Source organism: Arthrobacter sp. GAS37 (genome assembly GCF_044908325.1).
Lineage (GTDB): Bacteria > Actinomycetota > Actinomycetes > Actinomycetales > Micrococcaceae > Arthrobacter > Arthrobacter ramosus.
Genome location: NZ_JBIYDB010000005.1, coordinates 191,234 through 213,790 on the forward strand (window position 1 = coordinate 191,234; position 22,557 = coordinate 213,790).

The 22,557-nt window shown below is 61.4% G+C and carries 20 protein-coding genes; 5 read left to right on the forward strand and 15 right to left on the reverse strand.

The annotated features are described in order from the left end of the window. Nucleotides 1-34 precede the first annotated feature (34 nt). From ABH924_RS07130 to ABH924_RS07140, 3 genes are read right to left on the reverse strand one after another with little or no spacing between them, the layout of a single operon-like run. Entirely contained in the window at nt 35-952 is a 918-nt protein-coding gene (locus ABH924_RS07130; protein ID WP_404497821.1) for an acyl-CoA thioesterase, read from the reverse strand. 4 nt (nt 953-956) lie between these two features. Beyond that, nucleotides 957-1,445: a cupin domain-containing protein gene (locus ABH924_RS07135; RefSeq protein ID WP_404497822.1), complete on the reverse strand. Its 489-nt coding sequence runs from the start codon at nt 1,443-1,445 to the stop codon at nt 957-959. 5 nt (nt 1,446-1,450) lie between these two features. Next, entirely contained in the window at nt 1,451-2,365 is a 915-nt protein-coding gene (locus tag ABH924_RS07140; protein WP_404497823.1) for a fumarylacetoacetate hydrolase family protein, read from the reverse strand. Nucleotides 2,366-2,499: 134 nt separating this feature from the next. Here ABH924_RS07140 and ABH924_RS07145 point away from each other — a divergent pair, with 134 nt between their 5' ends. After that, complete coding sequence (locus tag ABH924_RS07145; protein ID WP_404497824.1) at nt 2,500-2,901, forward strand: RidA family protein; 402 nt, start codon at nt 2,500-2,502, stop codon at nt 2,899-2,901. Nucleotides 2,902-3,014: 113 nt separating this feature from the next. Here ABH924_RS07145 and ABH924_RS07150 read toward each other — a convergent pair whose 3' ends face one another. Further along, complete coding sequence (locus ABH924_RS07150; protein ID WP_404497849.1) at nt 3,015-3,497, reverse strand: acyl-CoA thioesterase; 483 nt, start codon at nt 3,495-3,497, stop codon at nt 3,015-3,017. Nucleotides 3,498-3,694: 197 nt separating this feature from the next. On the opposite strand from ABH924_RS07150, the gene ABH924_RS07155 reads away from it, so the two are divergent. Both ABH924_RS07155 and ABH924_RS07160 read left to right on the forward strand, forming a co-directional pair. Continuing rightward, nucleotides 3,695-3,835: a hypothetical protein gene (locus ABH924_RS07155; RefSeq protein WP_404497825.1), complete on the forward strand. Its 141-nt coding sequence runs from the start codon at nt 3,695-3,697 to the stop codon at nt 3,833-3,835. 107 nt (nt 3,836-3,942) lie between these two features. Further along, on the forward strand, nt 3,943-4,803 hold the full coding sequence (locus tag ABH924_RS07160) for a PaaX family transcriptional regulator C-terminal domain-containing protein (protein WP_404497826.1): 861 nt from the start codon (nt 3,943-3,945) through the stop codon (nt 4,801-4,803). 94 nt (nt 4,804-4,897) lie between these two features. On the opposite strand, the gene ABH924_RS07165 is transcribed toward ABH924_RS07160, so the two are convergent. The 6 genes from ABH924_RS07165 to ABH924_RS07190 all read right to left on the reverse strand — a co-directional run bounded on the left by ABH924_RS07165 (nt 4,898) and on the right by ABH924_RS07190 (nt 13,000). Further along, nucleotides 4,898-6,574 (reverse strand): thiamine pyrophosphate-binding protein, encoded by a 1,677-nt coding sequence (locus tag ABH924_RS07165; RefSeq protein ID WP_404497827.1) that lies wholly within the window; start codon nt 6,572-6,574, stop codon nt 4,898-4,900. After that, on the reverse strand, nt 6,571-7,383 hold the full coding sequence (locus tag ABH924_RS07170; protein WP_404497828.1) for a cyclase family protein: 813 nt from the start codon (nt 7,381-7,383) through the stop codon (nt 6,571-6,573). Before ABH924_RS07170 ends, ABH924_RS07165 begins: the two co-directional genes overlap by 4 nt. A gap of 26 nt (nt 7,384-7,409) precedes the next feature. After that, entirely contained in the window at nt 7,410-8,987 is a 1,578-nt protein-coding gene (locus tag ABH924_RS07175) for a phytoene desaturase family protein (RefSeq protein ID WP_404497829.1), read from the reverse strand. A gap of 16 nt (nt 8,988-9,003) precedes the next feature. Continuing rightward, on the reverse strand, nt 9,004-10,767 hold the full coding sequence (locus tag ABH924_RS07180) for a flavin reductase (protein WP_404497830.1): 1,764 nt from the start codon (nt 10,765-10,767) through the stop codon (nt 9,004-9,006). Between the two features lie 50 nt (nt 10,768-10,817). Then, a complete protein-coding gene (locus tag ABH924_RS07185; protein WP_404497831.1) occupies nt 10,818-12,095 on the reverse strand; it encodes a styrene monooxygenase/indole monooxygenase family protein in 1,278 nt (425 codons plus the stop codon). A gap of 110 nt (nt 12,096-12,205) precedes the next feature. Then, on the reverse strand, nt 12,206-13,000 hold the full coding sequence (locus ABH924_RS07190) for an SDR family oxidoreductase (RefSeq protein ID WP_404497832.1): 795 nt from the start codon (nt 12,998-13,000) through the stop codon (nt 12,206-12,208). A gap of 364 nt (nt 13,001-13,364) precedes the next feature. Here ABH924_RS07190 and ABH924_RS07195 point away from each other — a divergent pair, with 364 nt between their 5' ends. Continuing rightward, nucleotides 13,365-14,390 (forward strand): AraC family transcriptional regulator, encoded by a 1,026-nt coding sequence (locus ABH924_RS07195; protein ID WP_404497833.1) that lies wholly within the window; start codon nt 13,365-13,367, stop codon nt 14,388-14,390. A gap of 19 nt (nt 14,391-14,409) precedes the next feature. On the opposite strand, the gene ABH924_RS07200 is transcribed toward ABH924_RS07195, so the two are convergent. The 4 genes from ABH924_RS07200 to ABH924_RS07215 all read right to left on the reverse strand — a co-directional run bounded on the left by ABH924_RS07200 (nt 14,410) and on the right by ABH924_RS07215 (nt 19,499). After that, nucleotides 14,410-16,569: a glycogen debranching N-terminal domain-containing protein gene (locus ABH924_RS07200; RefSeq protein WP_404497834.1), complete on the reverse strand. Its 2,160-nt coding sequence runs from the start codon at nt 16,567-16,569 to the stop codon at nt 14,410-14,412. A gap of 93 nt (nt 16,570-16,662) precedes the next feature. Then, entirely contained in the window at nt 16,663-17,724 is a 1,062-nt protein-coding gene (locus tag ABH924_RS07205) for an AraC family transcriptional regulator (RefSeq protein WP_404497835.1), read from the reverse strand. 101 nt (nt 17,725-17,825) lie between these two features. Further along, entirely contained in the window at nt 17,826-18,926 is a 1,101-nt protein-coding gene (locus tag ABH924_RS07210) for an LLM class flavin-dependent oxidoreductase (protein ID WP_404497836.1), read from the reverse strand. Nucleotides 18,927-18,983: 57 nt separating this feature from the next. Beyond that, nucleotides 18,984-19,499, reverse strand: a complete 516-nt coding sequence (locus ABH924_RS07215) for a flavin reductase family protein (protein WP_404497837.1) — start codon at nt 19,497-19,499, stop codon at nt 18,984-18,986. 927 nt (nt 19,500-20,426) lie between these two features. On the opposite strand from ABH924_RS07215, the gene ABH924_RS07220 reads away from it, so the two are divergent. Continuing rightward, nucleotides 20,427-21,779 carry a hypothetical protein gene (locus ABH924_RS07220; protein WP_404497838.1) on the forward strand — a complete coding sequence of 451 codons (1,353 nt, stop codon included), beginning with the start codon at nt 20,427-20,429 and terminating at the stop codon, nt 21,777-21,779. A 170-nt stretch (nt 21,780-21,949) separates the two neighbouring features. Here ABH924_RS07220 and ABH924_RS07225 read toward each other — a convergent pair whose 3' ends face one another. Further along, nucleotides 21,950-22,081, reverse strand: coding sequence for a hypothetical protein (locus ABH924_RS07225; protein WP_404497839.1), 132 nt, complete (start codon nt 22,079-22,081; stop codon nt 21,950-21,952). Nucleotides 22,082-22,557 lie beyond the last annotated feature (476 nt).

Below are 22,557 nucleotides of genomic sequence, written 5' to 3' on the forward strand. Positions count from 1 at the left end.
CACTCCTTCTATGGTTCGTGCTTCTGATGTCGGATTAGGATCCGGGGCGGATCATGCCCTCTTGGGCGACGGTGGCGAGCAGGCGGCCTTCCCGGTCGAAGAAGTGGCCAAGGGCCATGCCTCTGTTGCTTTGACCGGAGACTGCTTTTTGTGCGTACAGCACCCATTCGTCCGCGCGTCCGTCGCGGTGGAACCACATGGAATGGTCCAGGCTTGCTGTGGTGAGCCCGGGGGAGGACCAGTGCAGGCCCTGGGCCCTGAGGAGGGGCTCCAGGATGGTGTAGTCGCAAACGTAGGCTAGGGCGATGCGGTGCAGGTTCGCGTCCAGTTGCTGGTTCGCTGTGGCCGGGAGTTCATCGAAGGCTTTCACCCAGATGGCCTGGTGGGCCTCGCGTCCGCCTTCAACCTCAATGTAAACGGGCCCGGCGACGTGGCGCATGTCGAAGCTGCGTCCGGTGGACCAGTACTCCGCGGCAGGGCCGTCGACGTCCTGGAGGACTTCCGCTGCACTGCGCAGGGATTCCGGATCGATCGCGTGGGGGGCGGACTGTCCGGCTGTAACGGGCTGGTAGTCCGCCCCGTCTTCGGGGACCTGGAAGGAGCCCATGGCCACGAAAACGGTCTTGCCGTTCTGATATCCGCGGACGCTTCGGGTGGAGTAGCCGCGGCCATCACGGAGGTTCTCCACTTCGTACCGCACGGTCGATCCCACATCCACCGGGCGCATGAAGTAACTGTGCATGGAATGCAGCGACCGGTCCGCGTCAACGGAGCGCATCATTGCGGCAGCTGATTGAGCAACCATGTCACCGCCGTAGGCCTTGGGCCAGGGAACGTACTGGGTGACAGCCTCATACGCTTCGTCGTGGACCAGGGCCGGGACCTGGGTCAGTTCGATGGCGCGCAGGAACGTTGCGGAGGTCTTAGTGGCTGCGGGGGCGGGGATGTTCATGGCGTTATGCGCGCCGGTAGTCGGCGAGGGTCTCATCCGGAACGTCTTCGAGGTTGACCACTATGTTTTCCGGCGTGCGGGTGGTGAGCCAGACGAGTTCGTCGGTGACGGACATGTTTGCCTCAACGTGCGGCATGAAGGGGGGCACGAAAACCCAGTCTCCGGCTTTCATGTCCTTGTATTCCGAGTAGTTCTCGCCGTAGTAGATGCGGCCGTGGCCGCGCAGCACGTAGCCGCCGGTTTCGGCTTCGCCGTGGTGGTGGGGGAGCGAGCGGTAACCCGGGGTGTTGGATACCTGTCCGAACCAGATCTTGGTGGCAGGGGTGTGCTGGATGGACACGCCGGATACGCGGACGCAGTCGCCGGACTGTGCCGTGTTGGTGTCCTCCTGCCCTGCCCGGGTGACAACAGGAACAACTTTGCCGTCGGCGCCGGCGTAGATGGAGTTGTCTCCCTCGGTGCGGTACTGGGTGGTCTCAGTCAGCTCGGTCATGGTCTTTACTCCTTGGTGGTTGTGGTGGCGACGACGGGGCGCAGAGCGGCTGCGTCATCGTTGGTATGGATACGGATGGTGTTTTCCAGGCGTCCGATGCCTGCTATTTCGGTGGTCAGGACGTCTCCGTCCTGCAGGAAGCGGGGAGGGGTCATTCCCATCCCGACTCCCCCTGGTGTCCCAGTGAGGACGAGGTCCCCGGGGCGAAGCATGGTGAACTGCGAAATATAGGACAGGAGCCGGGCCGGACCGAAGACCAGCGTTCCCGTGTTCCCTGACTGCACCAGGTCTCCGTTGACATATCCGCGGACCTCGAACTCCCCGTTCACGTCGTCAGCTGTGACCAGGACGGGGCCCACGGGGGTGGTCGCGTCGAAGGCCTTCCCCTGGAACCACTGCAGGGTGCGGTTCTGCCAGTCGCGCATGGAAACGTCATTTGCCACGGTGTAACCGGCGATGGCCGTTCGCGCCTGTTCTTCGTCCGCCCGGAAAAGGGGGCTGCCCACGACGACGGCGAGCTCGGCTTCCCAGTCGACTTTCCCGCTGCCCCGGACATCGATGGTGTCGTGGGCGCCTGTCAGCGTGTCCGCGTGCTTGGCAAAGAGAGTGGGGTACTCGGGTAGGTCCCTGCCCATCTCCTGGATGTGGTCGCCGTAGTTCAACCCGCAGCAGATGACTTTCCGGGCGTCGGGCAGCAACGGGGCAAATTCGGCGGTGCCGGCCTCGGTCGTCCCGGTGACCGCCAGTGAGCCGTCAGGGCCGGTCGCCGCCGCGGCAGCTGCCTCGACAACGGCACGCCACGCCGGATCGGCCAGGAGTGCACCCACGCTCGGGTAGGGCAGCGGCAGGAAGGCGTCGGCGCCCAGGCCGAGGGCCGCCGTCGTACCGTTTCCGCGAGTGCGGAGTGTGGCCAGTTTCATCCGTCTGGTTCCCTTCGTCTCGATATGTCGACTTTTTTACGGTCGTCACATATGCTCAAGTTAGCACGACACAAAGGACCCGGCAAGGGGCCTTTTCAAACAGGAATCAAGAGTCGACATCGCGAGGAGCATCAATGAGCAACAAGACCGTCAACCCCGAGTCCCTGCCCAAGCCGTCCGGTTACGCCCACGGCATTCTTGCCGGGAATGCGGTGTACCTGGGCGGCCAGACAGCACTGGACGGCAATATGGAGATTGTTCCCGGAGGCATTGTGGAGCAGTTCAGGCAGGCGTTTTCAAACGTTTTGACCACCCTGCGGGCAGCGGGTGGGCAGCCGGAGGATCTGGTGAGCGTCACCATCTACCTGACCGATGTGGATGACTACATGGCGAACGGCCGGGAGATCGGGCGGATCTGGCGCGAAATGGCGGGTTCGGAATATCCGGCCATGGCCGGAATCGGCGTCACCCGCCTCTGGCAGAAGGAAGCCATGATCGAGATCCAGGGGATCGCTGTCATCCAGGACCGTCCGTAGCGTCCGGGCGAGTACAGACTCCCGACGGCGGGAGGTTTGGTTTGGGGGACAGGGAACCCCCGGTGGTTGTCCCACCCGATGGGGCGGCGGGAATCGCCGGGAGTTTCTTCGCGTTACGAGCCGGCCGTCTGGGTGGTAGGTGGGCTGTTGACCCCCGAGCGATCCTCCGCCCCCGAGGATTGCGCGGGGGCGACCGCTTCCACGACTGCGGCGGGCCAAGGCTGCGCTTTGGCTGAGCCGGGCGGCACGTGGGCTACTGTTACAGTTCCGAAAGCTGCCAGGCTGCCCGCCAGGCCATCATGCGGATGGCCCTGAACCTCGAAGGCATACGTCATGGACGTCCTGCCGAGCTTGGAAATGCCTACGGTGGCCGTGATCCGCTGGCCGAACCACAGCTTGGCCTTGAAGTGGATCTCCTGGTGAATGCGGGGAACGCTGGGGAAGTAGTCAGGCAGCCCGAGCGTGCGCAGGAAGAGCTCAGCTTCCGCGGACTCCACCCAGCGCATCACTGCCGAGTTGTGCTGGTGGCCGGAAGCATCCGTATCCACCCATTCAACAGTGCGTTCCACGCTGGCACGCGGCTGGGTTTTGGACATGCGGTCCACGGCGCGCTCCTCTCGATCGTTTGGTGGGCCCAGAATATAACAGAATCCTGACGCCCGTAACGGGTACCAAATATATCTATGCCGATCTATTTACGTACGTCACATTAACGCTATAAACTTGATGCAAGACGCATGGTACGGCGGACACAAGTGGTGATCCGCCCACATGCCCTCACAAGGAGACAAAGATGTCTGGTTCACGCTCTGAGGAGACCAAGGAAAACCCACAGGAACTGACCGTGGGCGCTCTGCTCGACGAAGAATTCCGATCCGTCTTCGGGGGAACGACGCCGGTTGCGTCACCCTGGGCCGGCCTGAGCTTCATCTAGCCGCCTTCTCGGCGCGGCCACGGCATGGCCGGCGCCGTCCTTAGCAGCCAGTCGGGGGTAGCCTATGACTGTAAAACCAACCCCCGAACCAATAGAGGTAGCGCTGAATGGCCAAGGCCGATGCCGTCCCCGACGTTTCTCCCACGCCGCGTCATCAACACCTGATAGTTACCGTGTATGGCCTGTATGCCCGTAACCAGGACGGCACCTTTGCAGTAGCAGACCTCATTCAGCTCCTGGGGGACCTGGGAGTTGAATCAGCCGGTGTGCGGTCATCAGTGTCGCGGCTGAAGAAACGCGGCGTCCTTGTCAGCCTGAAACGTGGAGGCTCCGCGGCCTACAAGCTCTCACCGGAACTTGAGGATGTGTTCAGTGCCGGAGACGAGCGCATTTTCGCTCCCCGCCGTGCCCAAAAAGACGACGCATGGCTCCTGGCCTCCTTCTCCGTCCCCGAGGCGCAACGGCACCTCAGGCACAAGCTCCGAACCATCCTGACCCGCGTCGGCTGCGGACAGGTCTCCCCGGGACTGTGGATTGCTCCTGGAAATCTTGCGGACGAAGTGGAGCAGCAGCTTCGGCGTGCCGATCTCATGGACTACGTTGACCTCTTCAAAGCAACGCATCTTACCGGCGGCCACATCGACGAAAAGGTGGGTCAATGGTGGGACCTGCCTTCTTTGGAGGCTCTGTACACCGACTTCCTGTCCCGGCATCAACCCGTACTCCAGCGGTGGGAGAAGCATGAAGGAGAGCCCGAGTCGCCCGAACTGCTGAAGCAGGCTTTCGCCGACTATGTCCCCATGGTCACCCAGTGGCGGCGGCTGCCCTATATGGACCCCGGGCTCCCCGCGGAATACCTGCCCGACAACTGGCACGGACTGGCCGCCCAGGAGCTCTTCACGAAGCTGCACAGGCTGCTGGGGCCGAAGGCCCAGCACTACGCAATGTCCGTCGTCGGATCCAATTGAGCCACGCAGCAAAGGGGCTGGGGCGTCTTACGCCCCAGCCCCTTCGGCTGTGTCCCGGCCTCCCTGTCCCGGCGGATCAGTGTCGATGGAAGGATCAGTGTCCTTGGAAGGCCTCGGCCAGCCACCAGGAGCCACCGTCGGAGGCGATCTTGGCGTCGATCACCAAGGGTCGGTCCTGCCCGCCGTCTCTGAAGGCCGCCACCCATTCCCGCACTGGCTGCAGGTCTTCAAGCGTGCGGACAGTGACGCCGTCGGCTCCAAATCCCCTGGCGATTGCCGCAATATCGGTCTCCGGGAACGACACACTGCCCAGTTCCTCCTGGGGGTGGTGCTCAGCGAAGTGATGTACCTCAGCGCCGTACGCGGCATCGTTGTAGACGATGCAAACCAGCGGCAGCTTGAGCCGGACGGCCGTCTCCAGTTCGCTGATACCCATCAGGAAGCCGCCATCACCGGCGCCCAGCACGGGCAACCGCTGTGGCTGCGCTACTGCGGCACCGATTGCCGTGTAAAGACCGATGCCAATGGCCTGGAATGCTTGCGTAAAGCAGAATCCGAATTCGTCCGGCACCGCCAGATACTGGCTGGGGTAGCCCATGAAGTTGCCCGAATCCACTGCGACGATCCTGTCTGCGGGAAGGATCGAGTCCAGTTCCCGGCTGATCACCCGGGGATCGATCGACGTCGCAGTGCCAAGGTCCGGAGTCTCTACGTCCCGCCAGCGTGCACTCTGTTTGATGGCGAGGGCGTTCTGCTCGGTACGGTACTTTTCAGCCGCAGCAGGCTGGATCCTCCTGAGGACTTCCAGGGCGTCGTCCGCAGTGAGGGCGGAATCACCCAGCACGCCCAGTGTGATCGCCCTGTTGGCGCCCAAGGAGGAATCCTCGACGTCGATCTGGACTACTTTTGTTCCGGCAGAGATGAGCCTGCCGTGACGCATAGTCCACATATTCAGCGTGCAACCCCACCCGATAATCAGGTCCGCTGAGGTAATGAGCTCCGCGGTCAAGGGAGAGGAGAATCCGCCGGAGATGCCCAAATTATGCGAATCGCCGTTGAACAGTCCGTTGGCCACGGCCGAGGTCGCCACGAGCGCCCCCGCATGCCGGGCCAGGGCCAGGATGGAATCCCGGGCGCCCCGGCCGCCGCGGCCCGCGACGAACACGGGACGTTTCGCATTCGAGATCAGCTCCACCAACTGGTTCACTGCACCGGTATCCGGACGAAGCCGCGCAGGTACAGGCACGACGACGGTACTCACCGTGTCTGCGGCGGTTCCGCTTTGGACATCCAGCGGCAAGCTGAGGACCACGGTCCTGCGCTCATTCACCGCTGTTCGGAAGGCTCGGACAGTATCCGCTACGGCCGTTTCGGGGGAGTGGATCCGTTCTGCCACGGCCCCGACGCTGCGCGCCAGTGCATCCTGGTCGATCTTGAAGTTGGACCGGATGGCTGCCGCCTGCGTATCGGCCGTCAGCACGATCATGGGTGTTCGGCTCTTGGCAGCCTCTCCGACGCCGGTGATCGCGTTGGTCAGGCCGCATCCTTGGTGCGTGGTCACCACGCCTACCTTGCCGGACATCCTGGAGTAGGCATCGGCCATGGTGGCAGCGCCGCCCTCATGGCGGGCAGCGGTGTAGGGAATTCCGGCGTTCATCAGGGTGCTGGTGACGTCGAAGTTGCCGCTTCCCACCACCCCGAAGACGTGGCCGACTCCCAGCTTTGCCAGTGTCTGGCCCACCAGGGTGGAGACCCTTACCTGCTCGCTCATGCGCCGGGCTCCGATGCCGTGCTTGCCGTATTTGCTGAGCTGTCAACCAGGGCATACACCCGGCTGGGGCTGCCCGTCCCGCCAACGATGGGCAGGGGCGCAACCACCAGCGTCGCGCCGGTGACCGGGAGTCGATCAACGTTCCGCAGTGACGTCACACCATATTTGTCAGCGCCGAGGAGAAACGAGTGCACGGGGAACATGGGATCGAGTGTGGCGGCCTGGCCGGCGTCGATGCCGACGGTTTCCACGCCGAAGCCGCTGATGGAGGCGTTTCCGGCGAGCCATTTGGCACCAGCCGCGGAGACCCCGGGAGTGTGGGGGCCGGCGTCGTCGGCGTTCATGAAATCCGCGGTGTTACCGCCGCGGGCGGACCAGCCGGTGCGGAAGATGACCCAGCAGTTTTCCGGGAAGGAGCCATGCTCCTGCTGCCACTGCTCGAAGTGTTCGGGCTCCAGCAGGAAGTCGGGGTCCTGGGCTACTACGGCGGTCTTGTCAATCACCACGGCCGGCCCCACCAGGCGGTGCGGCTCGATCCGGTCAACGGACTTCCCGTCCTTGCCCGTGATCCAGTGGACGGGAGCGTCCAGGTGTGTCCCGGCGTGTTCGCCTACAGTGACGTCGTTCCACGCCCAGGCCGGTCCGGCGTCGTCGAAATTGCTAACGGGCGTCAGGGAGAGTCCAACCGTGTTGGCGAGTGGTTGGGGAAGATTCAGGATGGGAGTGTCACCGCTGAGCGGCGTGGTGAGGTCGACGACGTCGATGGCGCCGGATGACAAGGCTGCGGTGAGCTCATTTAGAACAGACATTGTTCTCCTGTCGGGTTGATGTGGGTTCATTTCAGTTTTTGGGCCACCAAATGCCCCGATCCGCCGGATAGCCCGGGGCCGGGGTGGGTGGACGCGCCGATATGCCACAAGCCCTTGACCGGGGTCTTGTGGTTTGCGGCCTGGGGGAAGGGCCGCCAGAGGAGGTTCTGGAAGAGTTCCGCGGATCCGCCGTAAGGGTCGCCGTTGACGGCATTGGGATTTTCCGCGGCAAGATCGGTCGGTGCCAGGATGTCCCAGGCCAGAACGGATGCCCTGGTGCCCGGTGCGAACTGTTCAAGCCGGGCCAGGATACGCTCCATGTACCGTTCCTTAAGTTCCTGTGTCCAGCCACCGTCCACCTTGAGCGCACCTGCGGCATCCGCCACCGGTGAGAAGGGCACCTCCTGCAACTGCAGCCACAGTGTCGCTTTGCCTTCTGGAGCCCGGGAAGGATCCAGGACGCACTGCTGGCCGACGACGACGGTAGGTTCCGTGGGCAACAGCCCCGCCTCCGCTTGGGCGCAAGCAATTGCGGTACTGTCCGAACCGTTGCTCAAGTGAACCAGGGGCACGGAATCCAAACGGGGATCGAGCCATTGGACCGGCTTGTCCAGGGCCAGGTGGATCTGCATGGCTCCGCGGCCGTTCTGGTAACGTGCAGCGGCTTCGGCCAACCCGGCTGGTGGTTTGCGCAACAGCCTGGAATACAGTGCCTGGGGTGACAAGTTTGCCAGGACGGTGCGTGCGCTGACCAGCCCGTTGGATGTTTTCACTCCCGTTGCACCTTTGGAATCGACCAGGATTTCCTCGGCTTCTGTGTCCAGCATGATCCGGACGCCTTTATCCCTCAGGAGGGCCTCGAAAGCAGCGATGAAGTTCGAGGCTCCGCCTTTCACCACAGGGAGGCCAAAGCTGTGCATGCTCAAGGCCATGACCGGAAGCATGACGCCGCCCGTCGCTTGGTCGGGGCCGAGGCCGGCGTGAAGGAGCCAAGGGGACCACAGCTGGTCGGTTTGCCATCCGTTGAAGCGGCTGCGGAGGTAGTTGCGGCCACTCATGACTGAGTCCCGGACGAAGGCCTCGGTACCCTTGACTTTTCCTCGCCTCAAGGCGCCGGCGGCGATCGCCAGCACCTCCTTGAAAGAGCGCAGTTCAGCACCGAACGCACCGAAGATGGTCCCTGCATTGCGGCCGAGGTCCTCCAGCATGGCCAGGTAGGCGCTTTCGTCTCCGTTCTCCTGCAAAGCCGAAGCAGTGAGTGCCGGGTCGCGATGGGCCACGACAACCCTGTGTTGCCCTGTCTTTGGATCGGCTGCCACGCTGGCCGTCACCGCGCCGTCGGAATTGCAGTATTCCAATCCCCTCGCATGCAGTTCGCTTCCCAAAGCCTGGTAAGCACCTCCGGAAACGAACAGCGGATGCCAGGAAGAGAAAGAATCGTGGGTGAAGCCAGGCAGCGTGCGTTCCCCTGAGTGGATGAAGCCGCCCAGCCTGCGGGCCCGTTCAATGAGGCAGACGCGCTTCCCGGCCATGGCAAGCTCCGCGGCGGCCACCAGGGAGTTGATCCCCGAACCAATGATGGCAATATCGGTCGAGTCCGTCATGGAGGGCATGGTCATCTCAGAAGTCCGGGTGGTTGGTCGCGGCGTGGTATTTGCCGCTGTGGAACAGGAGTGGTTCCCCTCCAGCATTCTCGTACTTCTCCACCTCGCCTACGTAGATGACATGGTCGCCGGCATCGTGTCGTGAGACGGTCCGGCACTGGAACGTGGCAACCGCGCCGTCCAGCAACGGAATTCCGGCGATTCCCTCGGTGGTTTCCGCGCCGGCGAATTTGTCTGTAGCAGGTGTTGCGAACTGGCGCGAGAGGACGTGCTGGTCACTGGCAAGGACGTTGATGGCGAAGTGCGTAGCGTCCTCGAAGTCCACAAGGCTCGGAGCCCGCTTGCTGGGGCACCACAACACCAACGGAGGTTCCATCGAAACTGACGTGAAGGAATTGGCCGTCATGCCCACCTTCCGCCCGTCGACGCCGAGGGTAGTGACCACCGTGACGCCCGTGGCGAATTGTCCCAGGGCGCCCCGGAAGTCCCTCAGGTCAAAAGCTGACGAATCTTCGTCCTTGCGCGCTTGCACGAACTCGGCGGCAGCTGCGGGATCGAACCACCATGGGTAGAACGTGCGGGGATCATCGAATCCTCCAGCGATGCTTGCGGCCAGCGCCGGGTGGTCAGCTGCTTCGGCCAGGACGGCCTGTTGGTGTTCCCGCCGGGGTTTGAGCATGTCATTTGTCCACGCCACGGCCCACTGACCCCAGCCCCGCCAGAACTCGTCAAAGGTGCGTTCCATCCACTGCTTGTCGAAAGGCTGCTGCCCTCGCCGGATGATGGAATCAAGGTAGTACTTGGCGGCCAGCGTCGCGTTGTTGGACCCCTGACCAGTGAGGGGATCGTTCAGCAGGACGGCGTCGCCCAGACCGAAGACAAGGTTGCCATTGCCCAGCTCGCCCACAGCCGAGCGAACGGTCGGGGTAATCCGGCCAAGGAGCGTAGCGCCCTCATCTGTGAGCGTTGCGTTGGCGAAGTTCTTCGCCTCGTGGGGAAAGTGCTCTTCCAGGATTTCCAGTGATCGACTCAGCTGTTCCTCCGGACTTGTAACATCGGTCCACTTGTCCATCGGGCCGCTCACGACGCCTTCAAAGACCATCATCTGGCAAGGCCCGGACACCGTGAGTCCGGGGAAGGTGAAGAACTCCCCGACGCCGGGGACTACGGACATGCGGATGCTGTCACTGGGCTGATCGGCCGGGGCGGTGGCGGATGCATCGAGTGAGACCGTATCGATGGAGACATAGTTCAGGGCGAGCACTCTTTGTGGCCGATCGAACGGGGACTTGGACCTGTCCTTGGGGAAGATCTGGGCGATCTCTCCCTTTCCGGTGCTGACGATAACCAGTTCATGGTCGCGTGACAGCTCCTCCAGCATGCGCGGCGTGACTTTCTCTATACGGAAATCACCGCCGCCAGCCACAAAGGCCTCGATCCAGGCCGCACTCTTGATCCGCTGGTCCACCGAGTGGGCGGTCCCCTCAAGGGGCGCCTCCCACTCGATGGCGCCAGCGCCGGATTCGCCTTCCACACGCAATCGAATAGCGCTGATCCCGGGCACGGCTTCACCGTCATAGAGCTTGGTCAGGGCCGAACTCAGCTGTGCTTCGGCGGCGAGCGCTGTGGGGAACATGCATTGGCTGGACATAACCTTGCCGGTGCGGATTTGAGCGGCCGAACGGTCAGAGAACAGCGTGACTTCATACCCCTCCCGCTGCAGGCCCAAGGCCAGTTGGGCGCCGGATTCGCCGGCTCCGATAATTGCGATCTTTCGCATGTCTGGTTTTCCTTCGAGGAACGTTGTTGCCAGGGGAAGTGGAGCGACTGTCAGGTCGCGGGTACGGCGGAGCCCACGCTTGCAAGGTATGCGGCCGCCTTATCCGGGTCCATGAACCATTCCTGGAAGTCCGGCGGGTTGTTGAATCCATTAGCGAAGCGGTGGGCGATTTCGGCCGACTGACCGGCCGCTCCCAGAAGCGAAAGGACGTGCGGGGGCGGCGGAGCCAACAGCGCGTTCGTCCACTGTGCTACGTGCTGTGCATAGTTCCAATACGTTTCGAAAGTGGCCTGCATGAACGCTGCGTCAAAGGCACCATCGCCGTGCGCCGCGATGCTCTGCAAGTAGGACGCCGCGCATTTGCTGGCGTTGTTGGAGCCCTGGCCGGTAATGGGATCGTTCAGGACCACGACGTCGGCCAGTCCCAGGACCTTCTTCCCGCTGGGAAGCGTGGCGATGGGATGGCGGACAGTGGGTGCGAACCGGCCCTGCAGGAACCCGTTGGGATCGGTCAGCTCGACGTCGAACGCCCGGCTGGCTTCCCACGGCAGGTACTGCTTCAGGATGTTCTTGGACTTCTCCAGATGTTCCCCGGGCGTCAGGCCCTTCCAGCAATCCAGGGGTCCGCCCGGGATGCCCTCGAAAACCATGATTTCGCACGGACCGGTGGTGGTGAGCGCAGGGAAGGCAAAATACTCGCCCACCCCCGGAATCAGGTTGAAGGAAACTGCCGAGTGTTCTGCCCTGGGCTCCATTCCAGTAACGTACGTCAACGCCAAAGCGCGCTGGGGTGCGTCATAGGCGCTGCGCTGGGCATCACGGGTGAAGAGCTGCGCAATTTCTCCCTTGCCGGCGGCCACAATCACCAGATCGGAGCTAAGCGAGTAGCGTTCCAGTTCATCCACACCGGCGTCCTCGAACACGAGCTCGCCTCCCTGCGCCACGAACTCTTCCATGAACCTCGGGAATTTGACCCGCTGATCAATGGACTTGGCCGGGTTATCCAGGCGGGATGCCCAACTGATGGCCTTCTCACCAGGAACCTCAGGATGGGGGATCGTGAACGATATTCCATCCACGGTGGGAGCTTCAGGCCAGAAGTCCAACCCAAGCGCCCTCTCGTGCTCCAGGGCATCGTGGAAGATGCACTGGCTGGAGGAGACTTTGCCCTCATGGATTTCTTCGGCGGTGCGGTTGGAGATCGTGGTGACTGCAAATCCGGCCTTGAGCAAACCGATGCCAAGTTGCAGGCCCGATTGTCCTGCTCCGACGATGGTGATGTGGCGCTGTGTCATAGTGTTGACCTTGTCTTTCTGCTGTCTCTGCATCCGTAAATGATGGGGGAGGATATTTGGCCTGGCCTCGGCGTTGGCTCCGGGTGGGTTTGTTCCCAGCCGGGGAGACCGATGTGTACGAGCTTGATGTCATTCATGTGTCGTCACCTCTTTTCGGCGGCGAGTAATGGGATGGCTTCTTCGGCGCGCTCGGGTCCCAAAGCGGAGTAGCCGCCGTCGACCGCCCAATCAGCTCCTGTCACGAAGCTGGCGCCGTCGCTGGCGAGGAAAGCGACCACGGCTCCGATCTCCTCTGGCCGTCCCACCCGCTTCAGGGCATGGAACGGGGCTGCCACCGAATCTGTCTTATCAATGTCGCCGCCGGACAGGGTGTCCATGATGTTGCTCCACACCCATCCGGGGCTGACCGAATTAACACGGATGCCGTCGTCGGCGAGATCTACTGCCATGCTCCGGGTCAGCTGGACGAGGGCGGCCTTGCCCGCAGGGTAGAGCCAGCGGCCTGTCTGGGCAACTGAACTCGAAATCGAGGTGAAGTTGATTATGGCTCCGTGCCCGGATGCCTTCAGGTAGGGGCGCGCCGCATTGCTTGCCATGACAGCGCTCACCACGTTGACATTCAGTGCCTGAAGCCAATCCTTCCTGTCCGAAGCTGCACCGTCGTCCTTGTAGGTGCAGGCCAGGTTGACGAGGATGTCGATGCCTCCGTGCGAGGCTGCCGTATCGTCCATGAGTCGCGCCACGGCAGCGTCATCGGTGATGTCGGTAAGTGAAAAGCTGATGTCGCTTCCCAACGTGTGGAGCTGGGCACCGCCGTCGGCGTCGATGTCGGCGACCACAACGGTGGCACCGGCATCCCGCAACGCCCTGGCGACGCCTTGGCCGATCTTGGTGACGCCGCCAGTGACGACTGCGGTCCTGCCCGAGAGTGCTGACATGGCCAAACCTTTCGTAATGAATCCATGGGGTGGAAAGTCTTATGTATGCGTGACGCTCGTCGTTGCCGACGGACTGGCTGCTTCGCTGCCTACTTGACAGTGGTGCTGCCTGACGGTGGGCCTGCCTACTTGACGGTGGGCCTGGGTGCGGGCTTCGGATGAGTCCGTTCCCACTCGATTCGGCGCTCATGCACCAGCTTGACGTTCTTCATCTCTGCTCACCCCTTCCGTCGGTTTCATTGCTGCGTTTCTATGACGTGCGTCATACTTGTTCTAAGAGCGACTCTATTCACAGGCGAAAAACGGGTCTATCCGCTTGGCGCAGGGCTCATCCAAAAAACGAAAACCGGGGAAGGAACGCGCAATGGTGAGGATCCTTCCCCGTGATGTCCTCAGGGGCCTCCCGACAGTGACCACGACGGACGTCGACGATGCGCACCAGAAAATCGCCGATTTGTTCTGCGGTCACGACCTCGTTCCGCAAACCCGGGGGACGTCCGTGGACATGAAGCTGCGCTCGCTGCACCGCGGTGATGTTGGCATCGAATTCCTGGACTATGGCGCTGACGTCCGGATCAGTCCTGAAGGGCTGGAGAACTTTCATCTGATCCAGATTCCCCTCGCGGGCCACGCGCACATGGAGGTGGGCTCATCTTCGGTGGATTCCAGCCCCAAAACCGCGACAGTTCCGCCGATCGACCGCCCGTTCACCATGACGTGGGATCGCGGAACCCCGCATTTGATTGTCTACGTGAGCCGCCTCGCCCTTGCATCTGTCGCGGAGCAACTCTACGGCGAGGATCCGCACGGTAATGATCTGCGCAGTAGTTATCCGGGCGGCGGCGATCCGGAGAAGGGCGTTAAGCTCGGCTACGCGATGGACCTCACGGGTTCTGCTGGGCGGGCATTCTTGAGGTCCGTCGTCGAACTGCACGACGACATGATCAGCCAGCAGCAGAGAACAGCTCCAGGCTTCGTCCAGAAGCTGCTCGCGGACACGATGGTTTCACGGCTGCTCTTGGCAATGGATCCTGTGACGGAGGCTGACCACTCCAGTCCGGCTTCCGAAAGCCGGTTGATACGACAATTCCGGGAACTGCTGGAACGGCACGCCTCTGAGGAGTTGGCGGTTCCGGACATCGCAGAGAATCTGGGAGTGTCGGTGCGCACCCTGCAACTGGCACTTCGCTCCGAGGTGGGGGCAACGCCGTCGGAGTTGTTGAGGAGAGTGCGCCTGGACCGGGCCCGGGAACTGCTTCTTGCTGCTGCCCCCGGAGAGGAAACCATAGTTTCGATCGCAGAGCGCTGCGGTTTCTCCCATCAAGGGCGCTTCTCGGCCCTCTACCTCGACACGTTCGGCGAGCTGCCTTCAGAGAGCCTTCGCCGCTAACCTTGCTAGCGGATATCCGCTATTCGCTCGGGCGAAGTCTGTCCAATTGGTCAACGTCTGCCAGCGAAGGGCGCATGCCGCGGTGGAGCACAATTCCCTCGGGTAGGTCCTCCACTTCCACCCGGGAGCCTGAAACCTTGAAGGAGAAGCGGGACCCACCCATGTCCACATTGGTAGCGTTGAAATCTCCCCACGATGCCGGCAGCACAGGATCAATCCAGAGCCCACCCAACGACAGATGGGCGTCGTAACGCAAGAGGCTGCGGATCAACATTATCGGAGTGGTCGCCGCCCAGGCCTGGGGTGAACATGCCGTGGGATAGGGCAGCGGCTGGGGGTAGTCGGAGCGGCTGTAACCGCAAAACAATTCAGGCAACCTATGGTCGGTATGTTCGGCAGCCTCCATCAAGGCTGAAGCAAGCCGCTGGGCTTCCTCAACAAATCCATAGCGCAGCAGCCCTGCGACAATCAGTGCATTATCGTGCGGCCACACGGAACCATTGTGATAGCTGACCGGGTTGTAGGCGCCCATGTCCGTGGCCAGTGTGCGTACGCCCCACCCGCTGAACATCTCCGGGGACATCAGCCGGTCAGCAACCTGCCGGGCCTTGTCGTCATCCACGATGCCGGTCCACAGGCAATGGCCCATGTTGGAGGCACAGGCATCGACCGGTCGTTTGTCCCGGTCCAGCGCTATGGCATAGTACCCGCGTTCGGGCAGCCAGAATTGTTCGTTGAACCGTCTCTTGAGGAGCTCTGCACGTTCCCGTAATTCGGCTGCCAAGGCGCGGTCGCCGGCGTCGTGGGCCATCCACGCACGGGCGGTATAGGCGCTGTAAACGTAGCCCTGCACCTCGCATAACGCGATAGGCGTTTCAGCCAAGCGTCCGTCGGCAAAGTTGATGCCGTCCCAGGAGTCCTTCCACCCCTGGTTGATCAGGCCCCGATCGTTGAGGCGTTCGTACTCGACGAACCCGTCGCCGTCGCGGTCGCCATAATCCCGGATCCAGTCCAGCGCGCGGTCTGCGTGCGGTACTAAAGCGGCGATATCCTCAGTGGCAAGGCCCCACCGGCTCACTTCACCCAGCAAGGCCACGAACAGGGGAGTGGCATCGGCCGTGCCGTAATAGGCTGACTTTCCACCAAGTGCCAAGCCTGTCCCGACGCCGAGCCGCACCTCGTGGAGGATCCGGCCTGGCTGTTCCTCGGTCAGGGGATCAACCACAATCCCTTGCCGCTCGGCAAGGGTTTGGAGCGTCCCCAAGGCCAAAGGGGCGTTGATGGGCATGACCATGAAGGAGGCCAGCAAGGAATCCCGGCCGAAGAGTGCCATGAACCACGGCGCCCCGGCCGCGACCACCATCCGATCACGATGCTGCGGGTCAACAATGCGCAAAGCACCGATATCGGCGTAACTGCGATAGACGGTTCGCTCAAGGGACCTGTTGCCTATTCGTACGGGAGGGATGGTTGCATCCCAGGACTGCTGCCGCTGGAACTGCGGTGAGACAGTGTCTGACGCTGCTGTGTGGACGGTCGGCTGGGTGGGAGTGCCTGCATCCGGCATCGGGTCGGCGGTCACCCGGACTCTCCATTCTCCATGGGCCGGAATCGAAATGTGGAAAACGAGCCCTTCCGTCCCTGCCTCACCACCGGGCGCTCGAATGATCACGCCCTTGCGCGCGCCCTCCCAAGCGGCCTCCATGATGACGGCACCGTCGCCGTATCGCCGGGTATGTTCCCATTGCCGGTGAAACCGTCCTTCTTTGACCTCAAAGAGATCTGCGAAGTCCGTGTCCACAAACAACTCGACGTCGCACGAGGCCTGCTTGGGTGCATGGTTTTGGATGGTGATGTCCTCAAACATCCCCACACCGACTTCGCGCCGGCGCTCTACCGTCAGCGGGCTGTCCGCCCGGCCGTCGGTGCCCACCGCCCTGCCGACGTACATTCCTTGATATGGCGACGGCGTCCACGCACCCAGGGGCTCCACCGTCTGGCCATTAACGCTCAGGGACCAGCGGGAGAGGATCCTGGTGTCCTCGTGGAAGACTCCATGCGGGTGATGGGGAAAGATGTCCCCGTTCTGCAATGAGATGCAGAATGCGGATCCTTCTACAAGTGTCACGGCACCCTGCCCAACAGGACCCGCCGCGTTGTCTGCATTCCATCCGGCCACAACAGGCTCCTTTGAAGTGCACCGCTGCCAAGTGATCTGAATCTACGCCGGTCCCGCAAGGCTTACCAGAGCCCCTTATGCGCGGGCTTCAGGTCAAGTGGTCCTCAATGACTCACTCAACGGACCCGCCGTTGCTGCCGGGGGACGTCCCCGCAATCGTTGGACGGTAGCGGACGGAGATTCCTTGTACTTTTCGCTGTAATACGCGGCAAACCGCCCAAGGTGGGAGAATCCGGCGTCGAAGGCGGCTTCGGCGACCGTGGCCGCGGCTGGACCTGCCTGTCCCTCTAAAATCCGGCGTGCACGTGCCAGCCTCATGTCGCGCAGGACGTGCGCAGGACTCTGGCCGACGTGTGCTTGGAAGGCATTATGAAGCTGCCTTGTACTGATCCCGACGGCAGAGGCGACGTCGTCAATCCGGATGTTTGCTCCCAAGTTCTGCTCTAGGTAATTGCAGGCCGATTCAACGTACGCCGGAGCCCCCTTGTTGCCAGGCAAGGGGGCGAAGGCCGGCTCCAGAAAAGGAGCAAGCCCTGCGGACATTGTGGCCAGAAGGATATTTTCAAGCCATGTGACAGACTCTCCAGGGAGGCCCTGGTCCAACTGGCGGCAGGCTTCCAACCAGGTTTGCGTCACCATGTTTGGATTGCTGAGCTGTAATGGAACGTCGCTGGCAAGGGAAATCGGCTTGACCAGCACCCGATTCGACGTAGCTGCCAAATAGTTTTCCAGCACATCGGCGTCGACGCCGCCAACCAGGGCTCCGCGCAGTGGGTCCGGAACCATCTTGGTCTGATGGTGGGAGCTCAAAGCGAACGGAGTGTTCGCTACCCATTGGTTGCCGCAGGATTCCACGAGCATCGGACCCCGCGGGATGACGAGCAGCGCCCTGCGACCCGAGGGTGGACTGACAATGGTGACCCCAGTGCCGAAGGAGACAAAAACCAGGCTGATGGCGCCGGCCACCAGGCCGTTGACCGTTCCGTCAATTCCGCGTCCCTGATGCGGAACCAGCAGATGCTCATCGGACGTCAGGCTGTTGACGGAGTCCCGGACAACAGCTGGCGAGGTGCTGCGGGTTAGAGCATGTGCCGCAAGGGGTCTGTCCGCAGACAACTGACGTGAACAAGTGTCGCCCGCCCCAGTTGAGCCCATGTAGTGACCTTTCCCTGAAGGGGACCGTGGTCCCGGTCCCGCCCGGAGCTCCTCTACCATCCGAATGATATATAGAGTGTCTTTGACGATAGTCATTACTCCTATACATTGGCAAGGACCGGTTCGCGAACACCCAGCTTCTCCAAGCGCGGGAGCACTTCCTGTACGAAGTACTCAAGCTCGCCCGCGTAGTCTAAGAAAGCCAAAGTCATGCCATCGAATCCTGCTTTGGCAAACCTGGCAATTTCCGCAGCAACGTCGTCCGGTGTCCCGATCAGCGGGCAGGAGCCGTGACCGGCTGCAAATCGGGACCGCATCGTGCCCAGCATTTCCTTGGTGAAGGACTCCGCGTGGAGGCCCTGCAGGTTCATGAGGTAGTCCACCGCTCCCCAGTCGGCGTTTTCCTCAGCGTAGTAATGCAAGTAATCCGTAGCCTCCTGACGGCTGGGCCGGCAGACCACGTGACTCAGCGTCAGCACGCCGACGTCCCGCTGGTGTTCCCTCATCGCCTGGCTCTTCACTGAGCGCACAACAGCCTCTCCGTCCTCCGGACCGCCGACGACTGTGAACACGAAATCTGAATTCCGTCCGGCGAAGGACCTCCCCTGCGCAGACGACCCGGCGTTCAGGATCGGCACCCTCCCGCCCACGGGCTTCGGCAATGACTCAACATGCTTCAGTGAGAAGAACTTGCCGTCAAAGTCAAAGATTTCATCGCGCTCCCACGCTTCACGCACCACGTCCCACCACTCCTGGGCGAAGCCATAGCGGTCATCATGGGCGTCAGCCATATCCACGCCCATTGTTTCGTATTCCGGCTGATTCCAGCCCGCCACGATGTTCAAGCCGGCACGGCCGCCTCCGATCGCATCCAGGGTGGCAATTTGCTTCGCAGTCACCAACGGGTGATTGAATGCCGTGTGAACGGTTGAAAAGACAGATATCCGCTCCGTGGATGCCAGCAGCGCAGCAGCCCACGGAATTGGCTCAAGAACGGAACCGTGAAAGTTCGTGTCCCCTTTGTAGCCGATCCACCGTGCGATGGGCAGCAGAAAGTCGATTCCCGCCTTGTCGGCGATGCGGGCCATTCTGAGATTCTCCTCCCAGGTGGCTCCCCAACGTTCTTGGATCTTGGTTACGGCTAAACCGCCGGAGCAATTCGCCGAGAATAGCCCAAGCTTGAAGTGGTCTTTTCTGTTCATGGGATGATGGCGTCACTTTCTCGTCTTCGGGAAATATGCTTTTGCAATTACTCAGATTTAAGGCTTGCGAAGCTGCTGGGACAACAGGGGATTGATCGAATCCGGCTGGGTTATCTGGTCAACCAGGCCAACCAAGATGATGTGGTCTCCACCCTCGTAGCGGGTCCACAGCCGGCAGTCCAGCCGGACAGCCGCGTCCGGCAATGCTGGGGCGCCGGTAGCGCCCAGCTGTGTCTTGAGGCCTTCAAACTTGTCCACGCCTCGCTGCGCGAACCGAGGGACGTAGTGTGCATCGTCCTGATCCAGGACATGGATGGCGAAATTGTCTGTCTCCATCCAGATTTCAAAACTTGTAGATGCCTTGTCCACGCACCAAGAGACCAGAGCCGGATTCAGGGAGACCGAGGTGAAACTGTTCATCACCAGTCCGGCTCGCCGGCCGGCTGTCGCGGTGGTCACGACACAGATGCCGGTTGCCCAATGCCTCATGACTGATCTGAGTTCGGTTGCCGCCACCTCGGACTCCTGCACATTTGCAATGGTCGTCCGCCCCATCATGCTGTCCACCAACATGAAGTACACCTCCAGTCACTTTTTACTAACGTTCTACAATTCTGGAGATGGCGGCGGGATCGGACTATCCGTTATACGCTGACCTTTGGCCGTTTTGCGTGATGCAAGTCACTCGCTCGACTGGCAGATTGGCTTAACGTAGATGGGACCCGAGGTGCGCGCAAAGAGTCTGTCGCGCCGGATTTCCCTCGGAGCCATAGGCCCCTCCCGGCCAGGAATGAGCCATGGGCGGCCGATTCCCGGGCCGGTGGAGTGACCTTCATGGCAACTTCCGCACTATCTACACCTGCTCGAGCCTCTTGACGTGCCTGGTATAGCTTCCGGCGCACTTCTGTAAGGACCCGACTTCATTGAGGCCCTCGATGGGCACGGAGACTTCTTCCCCGGATTTCCATCTGTGGATCTCGCTGACGTCGGACAAGAGTGTGTTAGGTCCATCGAAGGCAAGCAGACCGGTCAGTTCTTCACTCTCGCCTGAAAGCCGCCGGCAAGGCTGCGGATCAGGTTTCTGCCAGCGAACTGGGTCGAATGCCTGGCTCTCGGGGGTGGTGTCCAGCCTGGCGCGATTCGCTCGGGACGATGGTGTCCGCTGTCGGGTCCTAGGACTATCCGCATATGACACCCCCTCCCGAAGCGACAACCAAGGCTGTTTCATGCGACGCCAGGGAGGCGCACTCTGCGATCAGGAGGAACTTCCCTGAAGTCACAAATCTAGTCTCTTTTTGACGATCGTTAAAATCTAGTGACATTTGCGCAGGCGGCTTGGTAGCGTGCACCTCGGACGCCGACTGGCGTCCACGTGCCGAAGAAAGGCTTAAAGTGACAGCTGACCATTCCGCTTCCGGGGGGCAGTCATTCTCCGCGAAAGTCGAGGATCATGCCCTTACTCCCGTCCCTTTTTCTGAAAGGAAATCCGGTTGGGGGTTGATGACCAACACCGCCGGAATCGCTTCAACTCTTGTCGAGGTGGCCATAGCTGCTGCCGTCACCATGATCGCCGGCGTGGGATGGGGCATTCTGGCCGGTGTCCTCGTAGCGGTATTTGGCGGTGCCTTGGGCTGGATGGTAGGCCATGTTGCCTACGTCTCCGGTACCTCCAGTACGGTAACCGCACGCTATTACGGGCTGGGGCGTCGGGGATCTGTTCTGGCTTCCCTCATTTTCGCCTTCATGATCCTCGGATTCCTTGCCCTCGAAAATGCACTGCTGTACTACGGAACACTCTTTATGTTCGGTTGGGCACCAAGCTTGCTGAATGCAGTTCTCATCTACGGCGTTCTCACGGCGGTCTGGATTCTGCTCACAATCTACGGAATGAAAGCCGTACAGCGAACGTCCATCATCCTTCTGATCGCGTTTGTCGTACTCACGGTGACGATGGCCACGGTGGCTCTGGCAAACTCCCCGCTCTCCTTAGGAGACATTCTCGGGGCAGGTCCCATAGGTGGCACCGGCAACGAAATGGCCAACTTTGGACTCGTCATTTCCATGCTGGCCGGAAGCGCTGGAGCCCTTGCACTTGTAGACGCTGACTACGCCCGCTATGCCCGATCAACCAGAGACGTGGGGATCCTGGCCGTAGGAGGCGCCATCATGATTGACATCATCGTCGTCATCCTCGGTGCCGTCATCGTTCACGCCAGCGCGAATTCCGTTACCGATTTCCTGACGCGGAACCCCGCCGCCGCTGAAACCCAAGTGGGGGAATCAGTAGCGGACAAAGTGTCGTGGATGATTGCCAACAACACCGGCGCCTACTTCGTCATCATTTTCGGGATCGTTGGGTTCATCCTGATGTACGTCGCGCAGGTCAAAGCCCAAGTTCTTAACACGTACTCCGGATCCCTCTCCCTGGTCAATCTCGTGGAGGGGTTGACAGGGAAGAGCCCCAGCCGGCTCAGCGCCGTCATTGCAGGAAACGTCGTGGCATTATTAATGATCTCCGGAAACATCCTCGGGTTACTGGCCAGTTTCCTCGGCGTCCTGGGCGTATCCACGACGGCTCTCGCCGGCGTCATTATCGCCGACTACTTCATCGTCAGAAAGCGCAAGTCGGTGATCGGCAACGAGACAGAGGCGGTGAACTGGGCCGGCGTCGTCTCCGTTGTCCTGGCTGCCGTAGTTGGTTCCGTTCTGTCCGAGACACGGATCACGCCACTGGGCTTCCTTGTCAGTCTGGTGATCGTGCTTGGGCTCTACCCCATTCTGCGGAATTTTGTGTTCAGAGCACCGAAGTACCCAGTCGAAGTTGTTGACCCGCTACACGGGGAACTGGTCTAGTCACTGCCCCTCCATAAATTGCGGCCGTCATTCGCATGTACGAATGGCGGCCGCCTTTTACTTTGTCGTGACTGGGTCCCTGATGATCCAGGTTCATGTACGTCTCTGGCCGCGCATCGACGGTGTTGCTTTAGACCGGACCAGCGCTGTGCTGGGAAGCGGCCACGAACCTAAACACTTGGATGACTGGGCGGTGCCGGCCAATCCCAGGTCTCGCCGCACCAGCAGCGGCCATCCTCGTGCTCCTGGATGACGAGAACCCGTTCCTCTCCGAGCAGGATGATGTCTTCATAGCTGAGCATGCCTCCAGTGCAGCATCGGCGAACGGCTGCCGTAGAAGCGTCTTGGTCTATAGGAAAACTGCAGGTAACGGCATCGGTGCGCTCTGCCCGTGAGCCTCCTGTGACCACCACCTCAAATCCGAGCGGCGGCGAACCAGGGACGAGCCTCCAGTTCCGGGGACCTACGCGGATGCACCACCAACTCTTTCCTTCACCGTCGACGGCGAGTCTGGCCGGCGTTTGCTTTCGGAACTCGAAGTTGGTGAACATGTGGTGATCGTCGCGGGATCGGCATGTTTGTGCCGATTTCGCAGGCAAGTTCGTGCCTCATAAACGAGCACATCAAACCACCGATACACACTCCTCAGGGAGCAGGGAAGAGTATGCGAGTCCTACGGTTCTCCGGGGCAGCCTGCCGCTTGCCTGTCTGTTGCCCGCGCTTCCTGGTTGCGATCTGAGTCCAAACGCTCGCAACATCACAGGATTATCTGTAGTGC

What these genes read in the sequence shown, in the direction of transcription:
- ABH924_RS07180 (WP_404497830.1), bottom strand. Translation starts at nt 10,767, where the DNA reads ATGCGAAAGATCGCAATTATCGGAGCCGGCGAATCCGGCGCCCAACTG.
- ABH924_RS07225 (WP_404497839.1), bottom strand. Translation starts at nt 22,081, where the DNA reads ATGCTCAGCTATGAAGACATCATCCTGCTCGGAGAGGAACGGGTTCTC.
- ABH924_RS07215 (WP_404497837.1), bottom strand. Translation starts at nt 19,499, where the DNA reads ATGTTGGTGGACAGCATGATGGGGCGGACGACCATTGCAAATGTGCAG.
- ABH924_RS07210 (WP_404497836.1), bottom strand. Translation starts at nt 18,926, where the DNA reads ATGAACAGAAAAGACCACTTCAAGCTTGGGCTATTCTCGGCGAATTGC.
- ABH924_RS07190 (WP_404497832.1), bottom strand. Translation starts at nt 13,000, where the DNA reads ATGTCAGCACTCTCGGGCAGGACCGCAGTCGTCACTGGCGGCGTCACC.
- ABH924_RS07220 (WP_404497838.1), top strand. Translation starts at nt 20,427, where the DNA reads ATGACCAACACCGCCGGAATCGCTTCAACTCTTGTCGAGGTGGCCATA.
- ABH924_RS07160 (WP_404497826.1), top strand. Translation starts at nt 3,943, where the DNA reads ATGGCCAAGGCCGATGCCGTCCCCGACGTTTCTCCCACGCCGCGTCAT.
- ABH924_RS07165 (WP_404497827.1), bottom strand. Translation starts at nt 6,574, where the DNA reads ATGAGCGAGCAGGTAAGGGTCTCCACCCTGGTGGGCCAGACACTGGCA.
- ABH924_RS07130 (WP_404497821.1), bottom strand. Translation starts at nt 952, where the DNA reads ATGAACATCCCCGCCCCCGCAGCCACTAAGACCTCCGCAACGTTCCTG.
- ABH924_RS07145 (WP_404497824.1), top strand. Translation starts at nt 2,500, where the DNA reads ATGAGCAACAAGACCGTCAACCCCGAGTCCCTGCCCAAGCCGTCCGGT.
- ABH924_RS07135 (WP_404497822.1), bottom strand. Translation starts at nt 1,445, where the DNA reads ATGACCGAGCTGACTGAGACCACCCAGTACCGCACCGAGGGAGACAAC.
- ABH924_RS07175 (WP_404497829.1), bottom strand. Translation starts at nt 8,987, where the DNA reads ATGACGGACTCGACCGATATTGCCATCATTGGTTCGGGGATCAACTCC.
- ABH924_RS07205 (WP_404497835.1), bottom strand. Translation starts at nt 17,724, where the DNA reads ATGGGCTCAACTGGGGCGGGCGACACTTGTTCACGTCAGTTGTCTGCG.
- ABH924_RS07150 (WP_404497849.1), bottom strand. Translation starts at nt 3,497, where the DNA reads ATGTCCAAAACCCAGCCGCGTGCCAGCGTGGAACGCACTGTTGAATGG.
- ABH924_RS07195 (WP_404497833.1), top strand. Translation starts at nt 13,365, where the DNA reads ATGGTGAGGATCCTTCCCCGTGATGTCCTCAGGGGCCTCCCGACAGTG.
- ABH924_RS07185 (WP_404497831.1), bottom strand. Translation starts at nt 12,095, where the DNA reads ATGCAGAGACAGCAGAAAGACAAGGTCAACACTATGACACAGCGCCAC.
- ABH924_RS07140 (WP_404497823.1), bottom strand. Translation starts at nt 2,365, where the DNA reads ATGAAACTGGCCACACTCCGCACTCGCGGAAACGGTACGACGGCGGCC.
- ABH924_RS07155 (WP_404497825.1), top strand. Translation starts at nt 3,695, where the DNA reads ATGTCTGGTTCACGCTCTGAGGAGACCAAGGAAAACCCACAGGAACTG.
- ABH924_RS07170 (WP_404497828.1), bottom strand. Translation starts at nt 7,383, where the DNA reads ATGTCTGTTCTAAATGAGCTCACCGCAGCCTTGTCATCCGGCGCCATC.